The organism is Mesorhizobium sp. M5C.F.Ca.ET.164.01.1.1 (assembly GCF_004792125.1).
Classification (GTDB): domain Bacteria; phylum Pseudomonadota; class Alphaproteobacteria; order Rhizobiales; family Rhizobiaceae; genus Mesorhizobium; species Mesorhizobium wenxiniae.
Window position 1 is genome coordinate 627,867 of record NZ_SRTG01000001.1, and the last position, 14,879, is coordinate 642,745.

General features: G+C 61.7%; 13 protein-coding genes and 2 tRNA genes. 8 read left to right on the forward strand and 7 right to left on the reverse strand.

Annotated elements, in window-relative coordinates:
* Positions 1-60: 60 nt before the first annotated feature.
* The 4 genes from EN807_RS02965 to EN807_RS02980 all read right to left on the reverse strand — a co-directional run bounded on the left by EN807_RS02965 (position 61) and on the right by EN807_RS02980 (position 4,287).
* Positions 61-1,950 (reverse strand): adenylate/guanylate cyclase domain-containing protein, encoded by a 1,890-nt coding sequence (locus EN807_RS02965; protein WP_065006810.1) that lies wholly within the window; start codon positions 1,948-1,950, stop codon positions 61-63.
* Positions 1,951-2,434: 484 nt separating this feature from the next.
* Positions 2,435-2,511, reverse strand: a tRNA-Arg gene (locus EN807_RS02970).
* Complete coding sequence (locus EN807_RS02975; RefSeq protein ID WP_281405188.1) at positions 2,489-3,394, reverse strand: alpha/beta fold hydrolase; 906 nt, start codon at positions 3,392-3,394, stop codon at positions 2,489-2,491. The genes EN807_RS02970 and EN807_RS02975 overlap by 23 nt, the downstream gene beginning before the upstream one ends.
* Positions 3,391-4,287, reverse strand: a complete 897-nt coding sequence (locus tag EN807_RS02980) for an NAD(P)/FAD-dependent oxidoreductase (RefSeq protein ID WP_135933825.1) — start codon at positions 4,285-4,287, stop codon at positions 3,391-3,393. Before EN807_RS02980 ends, EN807_RS02975 begins: the two co-directional genes overlap by 4 nt.
* Positions 4,288-4,404: 117 nt before the next feature.
* On the opposite strand from EN807_RS02980, the gene EN807_RS02985 reads away from it, so the two are divergent.
* Positions 4,405-5,052 carry a TetR/AcrR family transcriptional regulator gene (locus EN807_RS02985; protein ID WP_135933826.1) on the forward strand — a complete coding sequence of 216 codons (648 nt, stop codon included), beginning with the start codon at positions 4,405-4,407 and terminating at the stop codon, positions 5,050-5,052.
* Positions 5,053-5,240: 188 nt separating this feature from the next.
* Here EN807_RS02985 and EN807_RS02990 read toward each other — a convergent pair.
* Positions 5,241-5,317, reverse strand: a tRNA-Arg gene (locus EN807_RS02990).
* A 151-nt stretch (positions 5,318-5,468) separates the two neighbouring features.
* Positions 5,469-6,956 (reverse strand): HAMP domain-containing sensor histidine kinase, encoded by a 1,488-nt coding sequence (locus tag EN807_RS02995; RefSeq protein ID WP_127315450.1) that lies wholly within the window; start codon positions 6,954-6,956, stop codon positions 5,469-5,471.
* Between the two features lie 305 nt (positions 6,957-7,261).
* Here EN807_RS02995 and rpmH point away from each other — a divergent pair, with 305 nt between their 5' ends.
* The 5 genes from rpmH to yihA all read left to right on the forward strand — a co-directional run bounded on the left by rpmH (position 7,262) and on the right by yihA (position 11,156).
* Positions 7,262-7,396, forward strand: a complete 135-nt coding sequence (rpmH, locus tag EN807_RS03000) for a 50S ribosomal protein L34 (RefSeq protein ID WP_008833937.1) — start codon at positions 7,262-7,264, stop codon at positions 7,394-7,396.
* A gap of 16 nt (positions 7,397-7,412) precedes the next feature.
* On the forward strand, positions 7,413-7,766 hold the full coding sequence (gene rnpA, locus EN807_RS03005; RefSeq protein ID WP_135933827.1) for a ribonuclease P protein component: 354 nt from the start codon (positions 7,413-7,415) through the stop codon (positions 7,764-7,766).
* A 13-nt stretch (positions 7,767-7,779) separates the two neighbouring features.
* Entirely contained in the window at positions 7,780-9,603 is a 1,824-nt protein-coding gene (gene yidC, locus EN807_RS03010) for a membrane protein insertase YidC (protein ID WP_135933828.1), read from the forward strand.
* Positions 9,604-9,861: 258 nt separating this feature from the next.
* On the forward strand, positions 9,862-10,500 hold the full coding sequence (locus tag EN807_RS03015; RefSeq protein ID WP_135933829.1) for a CatB-related O-acetyltransferase: 639 nt from the start codon (positions 9,862-9,864) through the stop codon (positions 10,498-10,500).
* Positions 10,497-11,156, forward strand: a complete 660-nt coding sequence (gene yihA, locus EN807_RS03020; RefSeq protein WP_135933830.1) for a ribosome biogenesis GTP-binding protein YihA/YsxC — start codon at positions 10,497-10,499, stop codon at positions 11,154-11,156. The genes EN807_RS03015 and yihA overlap by 4 nt, the downstream gene beginning before the upstream one ends.
* Before the next feature lie 34 nt (positions 11,157-11,190).
* Here the strand turns inward: yihA and EN807_RS03025 are convergent, their stop codons facing one another.
* Positions 11,191-11,895: a TetR/AcrR family transcriptional regulator gene (locus EN807_RS03025; protein WP_135933831.1), complete on the reverse strand. Its 705-nt coding sequence runs from the start codon at positions 11,893-11,895 to the stop codon at positions 11,191-11,193.
* 161 nt (positions 11,896-12,056) lie between these two features.
* Here EN807_RS03025 and EN807_RS03030 point away from each other — a divergent pair, with 161 nt between their 5' ends.
* Together EN807_RS03030 and EN807_RS03035 are read left to right on the forward strand one after the other, a co-directional pair.
* Positions 12,057-13,238 (forward strand): HlyD family secretion protein, encoded by a 1,182-nt coding sequence (locus EN807_RS03030; protein ID WP_135933832.1) that lies wholly within the window; start codon positions 12,057-12,059, stop codon positions 13,236-13,238.
* Between the two features lie 22 nt (positions 13,239-13,260).
* Positions 13,261-14,853 (forward strand): DHA2 family efflux MFS transporter permease subunit, encoded by a 1,593-nt coding sequence (locus tag EN807_RS03035; RefSeq protein ID WP_135933833.1) that lies wholly within the window; start codon positions 13,261-13,263, stop codon positions 14,851-14,853.
* Positions 14,854-14,879 lie beyond the last annotated feature (26 nt).

Below are 14,879 nucleotides of genomic sequence, written 5' to 3' on the forward strand. Positions count from 1 at the left end.
CGAAGGTCGCGTCTCGGACCCTTCGAGACGTTTGTCATCCGTGGCTGCCATTCAATGCGATTATGGCGAAGCACACTGCGGCAGGCGCAGCGGCTTCTTTACCTTCGCGAGTTCTTCCGCCCTGGCGCAATCAGGAAAGCCGACGAGCCGCATGGTTTGGATCAACCGCTGGCGCTCCGCTTCGCTGAATCCAGGAATATTGATAAATCCCTCGACGGTCAAATTGGGAAACCGCCTGAGTGCGTCCGTTACTGAGACCTTCGCCTCTTCAGTTCGGCCGAGTGCCGCAAGCGCGCCAGAACGTATCACCCAGTGTTTCCTTCCATAGTTTTCCGGCGTCAAGCGGTCCAGCATCCGCAGGGCATCCTCATACCGGCCCGCCATGAAGTAGGCATGAGTGAAAATCCTGGCACTCCACATCGGGAAACCGGGGTTGAGACTGACCGCCTTGTCGACCAGTTCCGCGGTGCGCTCAGGCTCGCCGAAGGTCGAGGCCCAATCGATATAGAAAGTCAGAACTTCGAACTGGCCGGGAGCGAGGCGCAGTGCGGTATCGAACTCTGCCTTGGCGCGTTCGAATTCGCCTCTGTCACCTAAAGTCATGGCATAAACAGCATGCGCCTCAGCATCGCTCGGGTCGAGCAGGACGGCGCGCTCGGCAGCCTCGGCAGAGAGAGCCCGGTTCTTGTCGGGTTCAACCCCAAAACCGGTCAAGACACCATGGGAATGGCTAAGTTCGACCCAGGCGCGGGCTAGGCCGGGGTCCAGTTCGACCGCGCGGGTGAGCAGCCTGACGGCCTCCTCGACATCCGCCTGATTGACTTGCTCGAGTTTTTCGGTGCCGAGCAGATAAAGTTCGTAGGCGTTGAGATTCTCGGGCGGCTTTCGGTGGGCGGTAATGCGGCCCGCCTCCTGGACCAAACCTGCGCCGCCGCCGAGGCGGTTCGAAATCTGCTCGGAAATTTCGATCTGGATTGCGAACAAGTCCTCGTCCGGCCGGTCCCAGCGCTGCGACCAAATGTGTTTGCCCGTTTTGGCGTCGATGAGCTGCGCCGTAATTCTTACGCGGTCAGACTGACGCTGGATGGAACCCGCGACCACAAATCCTGCGCCAAGCGCCTTACCCACTTCACTCGGCACCGCTGGTTTGTCCCGGTATTGTTCAGTCGAGTTACGGGCGATCACCTGGAATTCAGGGAACCCCGCCAGATCGGTGATTATGTCCTCAGTGAGGCCATCGGCGAGGCGTCCGGTCGCCTCGTCGCCGCCATAGTTGTCGAACGGCAGCACCGCTACCGACGGTTTGCCGTTTACTGTCGCAGTCGGCCAGAATTGCCAGACCGTCCCGGCTAAAACCAGAATAAGGATTGGCACGGCTGCTGCTGCCCAAACCCAGCGCGGAGGCGATGACCGCGCTGGTTGGCGTCTGGCTTGTCCCTCAAGGATTACGCGGAAGGCCTGCACCGGTTCGGCGATATTCTTCACCTTCTGCTCGCCCAGCGGCTCGAAGCCGAAAGCCAGCTTCTTCTCAACCTCCCTGGCGACCTTTGCCGAGACACAGATGCCGCCCGGGTCTGCCAGCTGCTGAAGCCTGGCCGCAACATTGACGCCCTCGCCATATCGGTCCTCGCCGTCGACGATCACCTCGCCGAGATTGATCCCGATCCTGACCTGGATCCGCTGGTCCTCGGGAACGGCGGCGTTCCGTTCGGCCAGCCCGCGCTGCAGCGCGACGGCGCATTCCACGGCGTCCACCACGCTGCCAAATTCGGCGAGCATCCCGTCGCCCATAAGTTTGAAAATCTGGCCGTGATGGCGGGCAATCTCCGGCTCATACAGTTCCTTGCGTCCCGCACGAAGGCGCTCGAATGTACCAGCCTCGTCGCGTTCCATCAGCGCGGAATAGCCCACGACATCAGCAGCAAGAATGGCTGAAAGCTTGCGGTCCATTGGTTCGGCCTAACCTCACCGGATTATAGGACTGGTCGCACTTAAATGAAACGACCGACCTCAACAGCGCTTCAGGGGAACCCGCGTTTCATCCAACACTTCTACTGAACGCCGCAGGCAGTCCCTCGGTGCCCATGTGAGCCCGATTGTTCGTGTGCCTCCCGCAGGTCGTTTGCAATGTGAGGATCGTCGTCGAACGCAGCCCCACGGATCGGTGTGGGTGGCGAAGCGGCGTCCATTTCCGCAAGTTTCGAGACATTCGAGCTGGCCTCCCGGAATGGCCGACTTGGGTCCAGACTGTGTAAAAAACGCTGTTTTATGATAGGTTTAAAGACGCTCGAAAAGACGCGTCATGTCGCGGAGCTTCGTGTCGCGCATCGAGGCGGCAAGAACGCTTCGGAAACATAATCCGGGAACGTGCCGGGAATGCGGGGAACGGCGTTTATGGAAGCCTTAGATAATTGCCTGAATTTTAAGGGGAAAATGGCGCGCCCGAAGAGATTCGAACTCCTGACCCCCAGATTCGTAGTCTGGTGCTCTATCCAGCTGAGCTACGGGCGCGCTCCGCCTCCAGAAAGAGAACGGGCATGTCGAGATGGTGGTCATTCAATGCCTCGAGTGCATAGCGAGCGTTGGCTGCATGATTCGTGTACAGCGAGGCCGTGCCGTAAAAGCTCGTTCGCTCGTAGGCGGAGACATAGGCATGCAGGTCGATCTCGGTGATGACCCGCTCATCACGAGGAAGGTTCGGAGCGGCGCCCTTTCCGCCGAACCAGCCTCCATCACGGCGAATCTGAGACGACGGCGCCGGCTTGCCTTTCCCATCGGGATCGCCCGCGCGAAACAGCGTCTTGAAGGTTCCTGCGACGTTCGCCTCCATGGCGCTGGTGGCCTTCTCGAAATGCTCTTCGTAGAAGCGCTGGTACTCCCAGTTGCCGAACGGATATTCGCTTTGCGGGTACAGCTCGCGGTTGACCAGCCCGACGAGCACATCAAGTCCCCGCTCGAACGTGGCATAGGGTATGCACAGGTTGGCGACCGCGAGGCAACGGTCCGGATGGTGGCTGGCGATGTTCCAGACGACCACCGCTCCCCAATCGTGCCCTACCCAGACCGCCTTTTCCTCACCGAGGGAGTCGAGCAGCTCGATCATGTCCGCGACGATTTCGCGCTGGGCGTAGGCGTCGTGCGTGCTGTAGAGCGAGGACCTTCCATGCCCCCGCAAGTCCGGTGCGATCGCCCGGAAGCCGAGCGCACCGAAGATCGGAAGCTGATGCCGCCAGCTCAATGCAAGTTCTGGCCAGCCATGGACGAAGATGACCGGCGTGCCTTGGCTTGGGCCGCTTGCAAAATAGAAAGTGCCGTTGCGTGAACTGTGGAAAGTGTTCTCTGTAAACTTGAACCGGCGACATCGGCGACGCTCCTCTCCAATCTCTGCTCTCAAACCAGCATCGACTGCTGGGCGAAGATACCCGCCATCGCGCCGTGCGATGATGCCAGGGTGACCGATGGCGGCGTAACGGGGTTGGCGAGGTCGCCGGCGGCGTAGATGCCGGGCGTGCTGGTTTCGCGGCGCTCGTCGACCTTGAGGATGATGCCGAGTGGCGTATCGACCGTGGCGAGGCCCAGTGATTCATGGAGGTTTGCGGACGGCTTGTTGCGCGGATGCGCGAACAGGATGTCGACCGCGACATTTGGGCCGGTATCGAGCTTGACGGTGGCGTTATGGCCCTCGTGATGGGCGATCTCGATGATCCGGCCATCGACGACAGGCGTGTTGCGGCGCGTCAGATCGGCCCGGATATCGGACGGAATGTCATGACCATCGGCGAAGACCGTCAACCTGTCGGTCCAATCGTGGAACAGCTTGACCTGATTGTGTGACTGCCGACCGGACCAGACGAGGCCCCAATGCTGGCCGGCGACTTCAAAGCCGTCGCAATAGGGGCAGGGCACGATGGACTTGCCCCAGCCTTCGGCAAAGCCCGGAACATCAGGCATCTGGTCGATGACGCCATAGCTCAGGATCAGGCGGCGCGCCCTAAGGGTTTCGCCATCGTCAGTGACGACTGAGAAATCGTCGATGGCGCCGGAGACGCTTTCGGCCCGGCCATTGACCAGCCTGATCGTGGGATACCGTTCCAGCTGCTGCCGCGCCTCAGCCAGGATTGCCAACGGTGGCTTGTGATCGTGGCCGAGCAAACCATGCGAGTGACCGGCGAAGCGGTTGCGCGGCAGGCCGGTATCGAGAACGGTGACCTTGCGGCGGGCACGGCCGAGCTGCAGGGCGGCGGCGAGGCCGGCAAAGCTTCCGCCGATGATGATGACGTCATCCATGGAAATGGGCTCCGTGTTGTAGATGAAGCGCTGGGCCAGGGCACAACGACTTGCATTTCAGATACTACCTGGTATCATAATGCAAGAATTAGGATACTGTCAAGGACTGGAATTGTCGTGACTGAAAATAGCCAGGGCCGGCGCGGCCGGCCCGCCAACGAGGCGCTTGGCCAAACCATAGTCGACGCCGCGGGCGAACTCTTTGCGGAACTGGGTTTTCAAGCGACGACATTGGACATGGTCGCTCAGCGGGCGAAGATATCCAAGCTCAGCATCTACAGGCACTTCGAGAACAAGGAGGCCCTGTTCAGCGCGGCCTTTGCGGCTCGCTGCCATCAGTTAATACCGCAGGCCCTTTTTGAAGACGTCGACGGTTCGGCCGAAGATCAGCTCATGGCGGTGGGATCATCCCTGCTTCGCACGCTGTTGCGCCCGGGCGTCCGAAGTGTCGAAGCCATGGTCATGACCGACAGCACGAATCAACAGGCGTTGAGCAAGCTCCATTACGAAGCCGGCCCCGCCCACATCATCGCTCAAATCGAGGCATTGCTGCGTCAGTTGCACGCGAAGGCGGTTCTGAACGTGCCCGATCCTCTCCGGTCCGCCCGCTTGTTTGCCGCGCTTTTCAAAGGATGCGATCTCCTGATTATCGCACGCTTCGACGAGGCGAGAGCAGAGGACGACAACGAAATCGAATCCTATTGCCGGTCGGCCGTCGCCATGTTCATCGCCGCCCACGGTGGCAACGACCACGCGGGCGGATAGCCTACTGCCACAACCGGCTCGCTAAGCGAGAGACCGCTTTGGGCCATAAGCGGACCGTGGCCACGCCCGATCAGGCGCGGTCGGAACGGAAACCACATGGCCGCCAGTTGCAGCGCGATCTCCGCAGACTAAATCGCAGACTAATTTCTCCTTCTAGTCTGCGGCGTCCTGCTAAGTCCTTGAAATGATGGCGCGCCCGAAGAGATTCGAACTCCTGACCCCCAGATTCGTAGTCTGGTGCTCTATCCAGCTGAGCTACGGGCGCGCAACAGGCCATACTTTGCATGGCCCGCGATCCGATCCTTAACGACCGGCCGCGATGTGACGTGTTCCCTAGCGACTGAATTTCCGAAAAGCAAGCCGATCCGGCAAAAGTTTTGTTGTTCGTGCCTTGACGACGATCGGGTGGGCAAGGATCAGGCCGGGCGGCGCAGGCCGTTGCGGGCCTGGTCGAGCCGGACCGGCTGGTCGGGAATGGTTACCGCGAAGGTGGTGCGTCCGCCTCTGCTTTCGACAAGCTCCACCGTACCGCCATGGGCGCGGATCAATTCATAGGCGATTGCCAGGCCGAGCCCGGTGCCGCCGCTGCGGGCCGAGCCGCGGAACGCCGCAAACAGGTTCTCGCGCGCTTTCGGCGGCAGGCCGGGGCCGGTGTCGGTGACGGTGATGCGGCTGACGCTGCCGACGCGCTCGGCCGACACTGCCAACCGGCGCACCACCGCACTTTCCGCGTCCGCCGCCATCGCCTGCACGGCGTTGCGGCAAAGATTGGTGAGCACGCGAAAAAGCTGATCGGAATCGGCATCCACCTCGAAAGCCAGATCGACGGCATTGACGAATTCGATGCCGCCTTCGGTGTCGAGCAGGCCGTGGACGTCGTCGACCAGTTGGCGCAGCCTGAGCCTGCGGCGCGAGGGCGGCGGCTCCTGGGTGCGGCCATAGGCGAGCACACCTTCCGAATAGGATACGGCACGATCGAGCGCCCGCAGCAGTTTCGGCGCGAAGGCCTGCACGGTCGGGTCCTTGACCTGGCGCAGACGATCCGACATCAGCTGCGCCGACGCCAGGATGTTGCGCATATCATGGTTGATCTTCGAAACGGCGAGGCCAAGGTCGGCGAGATGCTTCTGCTCGGAGAGCATTTTTTGCAGCCGCTCCTGCATCTGCGAGAGCTCGCGCTCTGCAACGCCGATCTCGTCGGCGCGGGCAGCAGGGCGGATGATCCGCCCGGGGTCGTCGGGCGCCTCGGAGAAGGCCAGCATCGAGCGCGTCATCGTCCGGATCGGGCCGATCATGATCAGGTCTATTGCGGCATAGACGAGCATGGCGGTGAACAGCGAGATCAGCAGCGAGACGAAGGCGACGTTGCGCGAATAGATGAGCATGGCATCGCGCAGGCTGTAGTCGGGCATGATCAACTCGAATTCCTTGTCGCTGTCGCCGACCGGGCCGAAAACGCGCAGCATCCGCTCGCCGCCGAAAAACAGCGTGTCCAAAGCGCCGGTCATGCCCTCGACCAGGCCGATATTGGCGATGTCGATATGCTCATCGACGTGCGGCGGCATCTCAGCCACGACCAGAAGCCGCGAGACGCCGCCGTCGCGCACGGCGATCGCCTTGGCGCCGATCGCCATCAGCACGTCGTTCTGGGCGGCGCGGGACAGCGAGGCGGGCTCTCCCTGCACCAGCACGATCGAGACGGCCGCAGCGGTGCTCAGCCTCTCCTTCAGCCAACTCAGCCGGTAGCTGGCGATCCAGGGCAGAAAGATAAGGACCTCGGCCAGGAGCACGAAGACGATGGTGAGCAGCAGGAGCTTTGTCGACAATCCACGCGACAAAGGCACCCTCCGGGCGGCCGCGGTCGCCCGATCGGTCCTTTCATCCGCGGATGGGATTTCACTCATGCTGCTTTTTCTTCACGATCACTTGATCGAACGAGATTAGGCCATTGCGGCTTTTTTGCCAATTTCATCCTTCGTCCCAATACGGGATGATACCGCCCAGACTTCGGCCATCACACTTCAGCCAATCGGCTGAGGCGCCGGATGTCGGCGCCGGATTGACTTCCAATACCCTTCTTTCTATAAGCCCGCTCACGCTCGGGCCATTCGTCCCGGCGCGGTTTCGATCGCGCCAAAGCCGGCCCGGCAAAGCTCCTGTTACAGAGTGACAGAATCAAGAAGGGCCGCACCCCGCGGTATTAAAACAAATGAAGCGTACCTACCAACCGTCCAAACTCGTCCGCAAACGCCGGCACGGTTTCCGTGCCCGCATGGCCACCAAGGGTGGTCGTGGCGTCGTCGCAGCCCGCCGCAACCGCGGTCGCAAGCGGCTCAGCGCCTGAACGGAAGACGAGATCGTTGCCCGCAACCGGCAAGCCAGTGGGGGCACATCCCAAGCGGCTTCTGAAACGCGCGGAATTCCTGGCTGTCCAGCGTGGCGAGAAGCGCCGCGGGCGGCTTTTTCTCGTCGAGGTTCTGGACCGCAGCGACGCAGAGGCGCCTCGCGTCGGCTACACGGTCACCAAGAAGGTCGGCAATGCAGTCGTCCGCAACCGCATCCGGCGGCGGCTGAGAGAAGCCGTGCGCACGCATGCCGCGGGTGACATGGAGCCTGGCAATGACTATGTCATCGTCGGGCGCGAAGATGTGCTTACCATTCCGTTCGGCCAGTTGAAGGCCGAACTCTCCCGCAGACTGCGCGGAACACGATAGGCCAAGGCTTTCGATGGAAAACAACCGGAACTTCTTTATCACCATCGCGCTGTCGGTGCTGATCCTGTCGCTTTGGCAGTATTTTTACGTGATGCCTTACAGCGAGGCGCAACGCGAGGCGGCCCGTATACAAGAGCAGCGGATAGCGGAGCAGAAGAAGGCGGCCGAAGGCGCAAGTCCGGGCGGCAGCGAAACGCCGGTTCCGCAGCAAGGCGCCATTCCTAATGCACCCAATGCACCGGGGACCGACGGCGCGACGCCTGCCGGCCGCGAGCAGGCGCTGGCGTCGACGAAGCGCGTCAGGATCGACACGCCGAGCCTGGAGGGCTCGATCAATCTCACCGGCGCCCGTCTCGACGACCTCAAGCTCAAGCACTACACGCTGACGGTCGACAAGAACTCGCCCGAGATCGAACTGCTCAACCCGGCAGCGCTGCCCACTGGCTACTATGCCGAGATCGGATTTGTCGGCAGCGACAAGACCGGCACGGTGCCGGGCCCGGAAACCGTGTGGACCGTCGATGGCAATGCGACGCTGACGCCGGCGACCCCGGTTACGCTGAGCTTCACCAACGACAAGGGCCTGACCTTCAAGCGCACCTTCTCCGTCGACAGCGACTATATGTTCACGGTCTCGGATACGGTGCAGAATTCAGGCTCAACCCCCATCACTCTGTCGAATTACGGCCGCGTCACCCGGTTCGACAAGCCTGCCGTTGCCAGCATCTATGTGCTGCATGAAGGGCTGATCGGCGTCACCGGCACGGAAGGCCTGCAGGAACACAAATACGCGGCAGTCGAGGAGGACAAGCAGTACACGCCGGGCAAGTCGACCGATGGCTGGCTGGGCATCACCGACAAATACTGGGCGGTGACGCTGGTGCCGACCGAGAAGCAGCCGTTCCAGCCGCGTTACGCTTATTTCGACGACGGCCGCCCGCGCTACCAAGCCGACTTCCTCACCGACCCGATCACCGTCGATGCCGGCCAGTCGGCGACGGTCGAGACCGAAATCTTCGCCGGCGCCAAGGAAGTCGCCAAGGTCAACGCCTATGCGGAAGATCGCCATATCAGGCTGTTCGACCGTTTGATCGACTGGGGATGGTTCATCTGGATCACCAAGCCGATGTTCTACCTGATCGACACGATGTACAAATTCTTCGGCAATTTCGGCCTGGCGATCCTGGCCACCACCGTCGTCGTCAAGGCCGTCTTCTACCCACTCGCCAACAAGTCCTACGCGTCGATGGCGAACATGAAGAAGGTGCAGCCCAAGATGCTCGAGATCCGCGAGAAATACGCGGACGACAAGATGAAGCAGCAACAGGCGATGATGGAGCTCTACAAGACCGAGAAGATCAATCCGCTCGCCGGCTGCTGGCCGGTGGCGCTGCAGATTCCGGTCTTCTTCGCGCTCTACAAGGTGCTCTACATCACCATCGAGATGCGGCACGCACCGTTCTTCGGCTGGATCCAGGATCTGGCGGCGCCCGACCCGACCTCGATCTTCAACCTGTTCGGCCTCATTCCGATCGCTCTGCCGGACATGTTGATGATCGGCGTTTGGCCGCTGATCATGGGCCTGACGATGTTCCTGCAGATGCGCATGAATCCGACGCCGCCGGATCCGACACAGGCCATGATCTTCACCTGGATGCCGGTGGTCTTCACGTTCATGATGGCCGGTTTTCCGGCCGGGCTCGTCATCTACTGGGCTTGGAACAATCTGCTTTCGATCATCCAGCAAGGCGTGATCATGAAGCGGCAGGGCGCCAAGATCGAATTGTGGGACAATCTGGTCGCGCTGTTCCGGAAGAAACCGTCGCCGGCGGAATAGAAGGCGCTCGCTTTTTGTGAATTCAGAAAAGCCCCGGACCGGGGCTTTTTTTGGGACGAGCCGAGCCGCCGGCCAGCGGCGAAACCCGTCGGCGCGGCGGTAGACGCCGCCGCGACACATCCCTATAAGCTCGCTGTCGTTTCAGGAGCGCTCCGTCGATGAACAGGTAAGGATGATCCGCTGCGCACGCGGTTGGTGCTGCCGGGCGGATCACGCTATTTTGACCATTGCCTGTTATTTCGTCGATGGAGGCAGACCATGATCGGACCCAACCCCAACATCAAGCATCCGATCCCGATGCATAGCCGCGTCGGTTTCCTGAAGGCACTGGTCACGGCGCCGAACATCGAGATCGGTGACTTCACCTATTATGACGATCCGGACGGGCCGGACAAATTCGCCGAGCGATGCGTGCTGCATCATTATCCATTCATCGGCGATCGGCTGATCATCGGCAAGTTCTGCGCCATCGCCGAGGGCGCGCGCTTCATCATGAACGGCGCCAATCATGCCATGTCCGGCTTTTCGACCTATCCGTTCAACATCTTCGGTCATGGCTGGGAAGAGGGTTTCGACCCGGCTACCTGGTCGAAGGAATTGCGCGGCGACACAGTGCTCGGCAATGATGTATGGATCGGGATGGAAGCGGTGATCCTGCCCGGCGTGACGATCGGCCATGGCGCCATCGTTGCGGCAAAATCGGTGGTGACGCATGACGTGCCACCCTATGCGATCGTCGCTGGCAATGCGGCCAAGGTGGTGAAGATGCGCTTCGACGACAGGATCATCTGGCGGCTTTTGGCGGTGGCGTGGTGGGATTGGCCGGTGGAAAAGATCAGCCGCAACCTCAATGCCATTCGTGGCGCCGATATTTCTCTTCTGGAGGCAGCGGTTTGAACGCGTTGAACAAGACCGTGATCGGCATCGAGCTGTTCACGCGGCCGTGGATCTTCATCCGCGGCGTGCCGGCAATGAAGTTCCTGCCGCCTGAGGGGCCGCCGGAGATCGCCTTTGCCGGCCGCTCGAATGTCGGCAAATCGTCGCTGATCAACGCCCTGGTCAATCAGAAAGGGCTGGCGCGCACGTCCAACACGCCGGGGCGGACGCAGGAACTCAATTATTTCGTTCCGGGTGGATTTTCCGGCGAAGGCGCCGACCTGCCGCCGATGGCGCTGGTCGACATGCCGGGCTACGGCTACGCCACCGCGCCCAAGGAGAAGGTCGACGACTGGACGAAACTCGTCTTCGACTATCTCAAGGGCCGGGTCACGCTGAAGCGGGTCTATGTGCTGATCGACGCCCGCCACGGCATCAAGGCCAAGGATGATGAAGTGCTGTCGCTGCTCGACAAGGCGGCGGTCTCCTACCAGATCGTGCTGACCAAGACCGACAAGATCAAGGCGGCCGGCGTGCCGCGATTGATCGAAGAGACACTGCAGAAGATCAAGAAGCGGCCGGCCGCGTTTCCGTTCGTTCTCGCCACGTCGTCGGAAAAGAGCGAGGGCCTTGAGGAATTGCGCGCGGCGATCGTGCTGGCGACCAATGGCGGCTAGACTTGAAAGCCCGCTCTAAACGTGGCGTCCCAGGTCAGCCGGAATTCGAGCCGCGCTCTTCCGCGGCAAGCTGCTCGGTGCCGTAGGCTTTCAGGAACATGTCGACGCCCGACCTGACGACATTTTCGATCTCAGCGGGGCTTGGCGCCTTGGTGCGATAGGCAAATATGCACTGACGGAAGAGACCGGCCAGGCACAGTTCGGTGAACTGATAGGCGGCAAGGTCGACATCGTCGATCTTGAGCAGGCCGCGTTCGATGGCGGCGTTGAGAAAATCGACAACCTTGTCATGGCCGCGCTTCGGGCCGCGTTCGTAGAACCGCGCGCCAAGTTCGGGAATTCGCTCCGACGCGCCGATCACCGTGCGTTGCGCCAGGATGACCTTGGCCGAGGTGATCTTGGCGGACAGCACCATGCCGAATCGTTCCAGCGTGCCCCTGATATGATCGGTCCGCTCGAGCACGTCGTACATGTTCTTGAAAATCGTGCCGCGCTCTTCCTCGATCAGCGCCTCGAACAGTTCTTCCTTGTTGGCGAAATAGACATAGATCGTGCCCTTGGAGACGCCGGCCTCGCGGGTGATGTCGTTCATCGACGCCGCTTCGAAGCCCTTGTCGATGAAGACACGGCGCGCGCCCTCGATGATCTGGCTGCGCTTGACCGGGTCCTGTCCCGCCGCGGGGCGGCCGCGACGCAGGCCATCCAGCAGATCGCACTGGTCCTTGTCGGGTTCGGTCATAGTGTCACACCTAAAAATATTCGAACCGATCGGTTCGATCACCCTTGATATGGGCCTCTCTTCGCGCTAAGTCAATGTTCGCATCGAACCGAACGGTTCAGTCTTACTGATTGTTTGCAGAGAGATGCCCAGTTTCCAGAGAGATGCCAAGAGAGATCCCCATGTCCTCGAACGCGACCCCCACCGCCGAAGTCCGTCCCTTCCCCAACGCCAAGATCGCGCCAGCAACCGAAGCGCCGAACGCACCGACTGAGCCGGCAATAAGTCCTCCGGCCGAGGCGCCGACGAAAAAGAAACGTTCGGCACGCTCCCTTCTGTTGCCGATCATCGCGCTTGGCTTGCTGGGCGCAGCTGCCTGGTATGGCCACGATTACTGGACTGACGGGCGCTTCATGATCTCAACCGACGACGCCTATGTCCAGGCCGACATGGCATTCATTTCGCCGAAAATTTCCGGCTATGTCGATCAGGTCAAGGTGACCGAGAACCAGCAGGTCAAGGCAGGCGACCCGCTGCTGGTCGTCGACAATGGCGACTACAAAATAGCGGTCGCCCAGGCCGAGGCGCAGATCGCCACCTTGAGCAAGACGCTCGACCGTATCGACGCCCAGACCGAGGCGGCGCGTGCATCGCTCGAGCAGGCGCAGGCGCAGAAGACCGCCGACCAGGCCGCCGCCGCCAATGCGGCGCGTGTTCAAACGCGCGCCGCCCAATTGCTCAAGACACATGTCGGCACCCAGGCCCAGCTGGATGATGCCCAGACCGCGGTCGAGCAGGCCAATGCCGCCCTTGTAGGTGCCGACGCCCAGATCGCCGCGGCGCAGGCCAATATCGGTGTGCTTCAGGCGCAGCGCGCGGAGACGGCGAGCACGCTGGCGTCGCTGCAGCTTGCCCGGGACAAGGCCGCGCGGGACCTGTCCTTCACCGTGCTGCGCGCGCCATATGACGGTGTGGTCGGCAACCGCTCGGTCGAGCAGGGAGACCTGATCAGCCCCGGACAGAAGCTCGCCGTCATCGTGCCGATGGACAAGCTCTATATCGTCGCCAATTTCAAGGAGACCCAGCTTGCCCAGCTGGTGCCCGGCGAAAAGGTCAGGATTTCGGTCGATGCGATCGACGGCCAGGATTTCGAAGGCATCGTCTCGTCCCTGGCCCCGGCATCCGGCGCGGTGTTCTCGCTGCTGCCACCCGAAAACGCCACCGGCAATTTCACCAAGGTCGTGCAGCGCGTCCCGGTTCGCATCGACGTGCCGGCGGTTGTGCTGAAGACAGGCAAGCTGCGCGCCGGCCTCAGCGTCGTCGTGGCCGTCGACAGCCGCACCGCGCCGGCCGCGTCGAACTGAGCGGCCGCTTGGGAGCACTGCCATGGCAACCGCGACCTTGACAGCAGGATCGCCGCCGGCGAGGCCGGCTACGCCTGACACCATTTCCACGCGCCGCATCATCGCCTTCCTGGCGATGGTGTTCGGCATGTTCATGGCGATCCTCGACATCCAGATCGTTTCGGCCTCGCTGGCCGAGATCCAGGCGGGCTTGAGCGCCAGCTCCGACGAAATCCCGTGGGTGCAGACTGCCTATCTGATCGCCGAAGTCATCATGATCCCGCTGTCCGGTTTTCTCAGCCGGATGCTGTCGACGCGCGTGCTGTTCACCGTCTCCGCAGCCGGCTTCACCGCGGCCAGCGCACTGGCGGCGACCGCCACCAACATCGACCAGATGATCGTCTACCGCGCCATCCAGGGCTTCATCGGCGGCGGCATGATTCCGAGCGTGTTCGCTGCCGCCTTCACCATCTTCCCGCCGTCGCGCCGCGCCATGGTGTCGCCGATGATCGGCCTGGTGGCGACGCTGGCGCCGACCATCGGCCCGACCGTCGGCGGCTATATAAGCCATGCCACGTCATGGCACTGGCTGTTCCTGATCAATGTGGTGCCCGGCATCCTAGTGACCGCCGCGGCGTGGTCGCTGATCGACTTCGACAAGCCCAATCTCAGCCTGTTCCGCAAGTTCGACTGGTGGGGCCTTGCCGGCATGGCGGCTTTCCTCGGCTCGCTGGAATACGTGCTCGAGGAAGGTCCTAACAACGACTGGCTTCAGGACCAGGCCGTGTTCATCTGCGCCATCCTGATGACGGCCGGCGCGGTGCTGTTCTTCTGGCGCGCCTTCACCGCCGAGGAGCCGATCGTCGATTTGAAAGCCTTCACCAACGTCAACTTCGCTTTCGGCTCGCTGTTCTCCTTCGTCATCGGCATCGGCCTCTACGGCCTGACCTATCTCTATCCGGTGTATCTCGGGCGTATCCGCGGCTACGATTCCCTGATGATCGGCGAGGCTCTGTTCGTCAGCGGCCTGGCGATGTTCGCCACCGCGCCGGTGTCCGGCATCCTGTCGCGCAAGATGGATCCGCGGCTGATGATGATGATCGGCTTCTTCGGCTTCGCTGCCGGCACCTGGCGCATGACCTATCTGACCGCCGACTGGGATTTCTGGGAGCTTTTGGCGCCGCAGATCCTGCGCGGCGCCTCGATGATGCTGTGCATGGTGCCGATCAACAACATCGCACTGGGAACACTGCCGCCTGACCGGCTTAAGAATGCATCCGGCCTGTTCAACCTCACCCGCAACCTCGGTGGCGCCGTCGGCCTTGCCGTCATCAACACCGTGCTGATCGACCGCAACGCCTTCCACTACGCAAGGCTGGCCGAGCATGTCCAGTGGGGCAGTGCCGAGGCGCAGATCAAGCTGCAGAACATGACGCTCGACTTCCAGCAGAATGCCGGCCTGGACGCGTCCAAGGCGGCGATTTCCAAACTGTCAGGCATGGTCCAGCAGCAGGCGTCGCTGCTGTCCTTCATGGACGTATTCTATCTCTTGACGGCGCTGTTCGCCACGCTGGCGATCTTCACCATGGTCATCCGCAAGCCGGCAGAGCAGGCTGGCGGAGGTGGCGGACATTGATCGTGCAACTTTGCGCGTCCAAAAAG

Bases quoted from the DNA above. Each gene is read 5' to 3' on its own strand.
- EN807_RS02965 (WP_065006810.1), bottom strand. From the start codon at position 1,950: ATGGACCGCAAGCTTTCAGCCATTCTTGCTGCTGATGTCGTGGGCTAT.
- EN807_RS02980 (WP_135933825.1), bottom strand. From the start codon at position 4,287: ATGGATGACGTCATCATCATCGGCGGAAGCTTTGCCGGCCTCGCCGCC.
- EN807_RS02995 (WP_127315450.1), bottom strand. From the start codon at position 6,956: ATGAGTGAAATCCCATCCGCGGATGAAAGGACCGATCGGGCGACCGCG.
- rpmH (WP_008833937.1), top strand. From the start codon at position 7,262: ATGAAGCGTACCTACCAACCGTCCAAACTCGTCCGCAAACGCCGGCAC.
- yidC (WP_135933828.1), top strand. From the start codon at position 7,780: ATGGAAAACAACCGGAACTTCTTTATCACCATCGCGCTGTCGGTGCTG.
- EN807_RS03015 (WP_135933829.1), top strand. From the start codon at position 9,862: ATGATCGGACCCAACCCCAACATCAAGCATCCGATCCCGATGCATAGC.
- EN807_RS03025 (WP_135933831.1), bottom strand. From the start codon at position 11,895: ATGACCGAACCCGACAAGGACCAGTGCGATCTGCTGGATGGCCTGCGT.
- EN807_RS03030 (WP_135933832.1), top strand. From the start codon at position 12,057: ATGTCCTCGAACGCGACCCCCACCGCCGAAGTCCGTCCCTTCCCCAAC.
- EN807_RS03035 (WP_135933833.1), top strand. From the start codon at position 13,261: ATGGCAACCGCGACCTTGACAGCAGGATCGCCGCCGGCGAGGCCGGCT.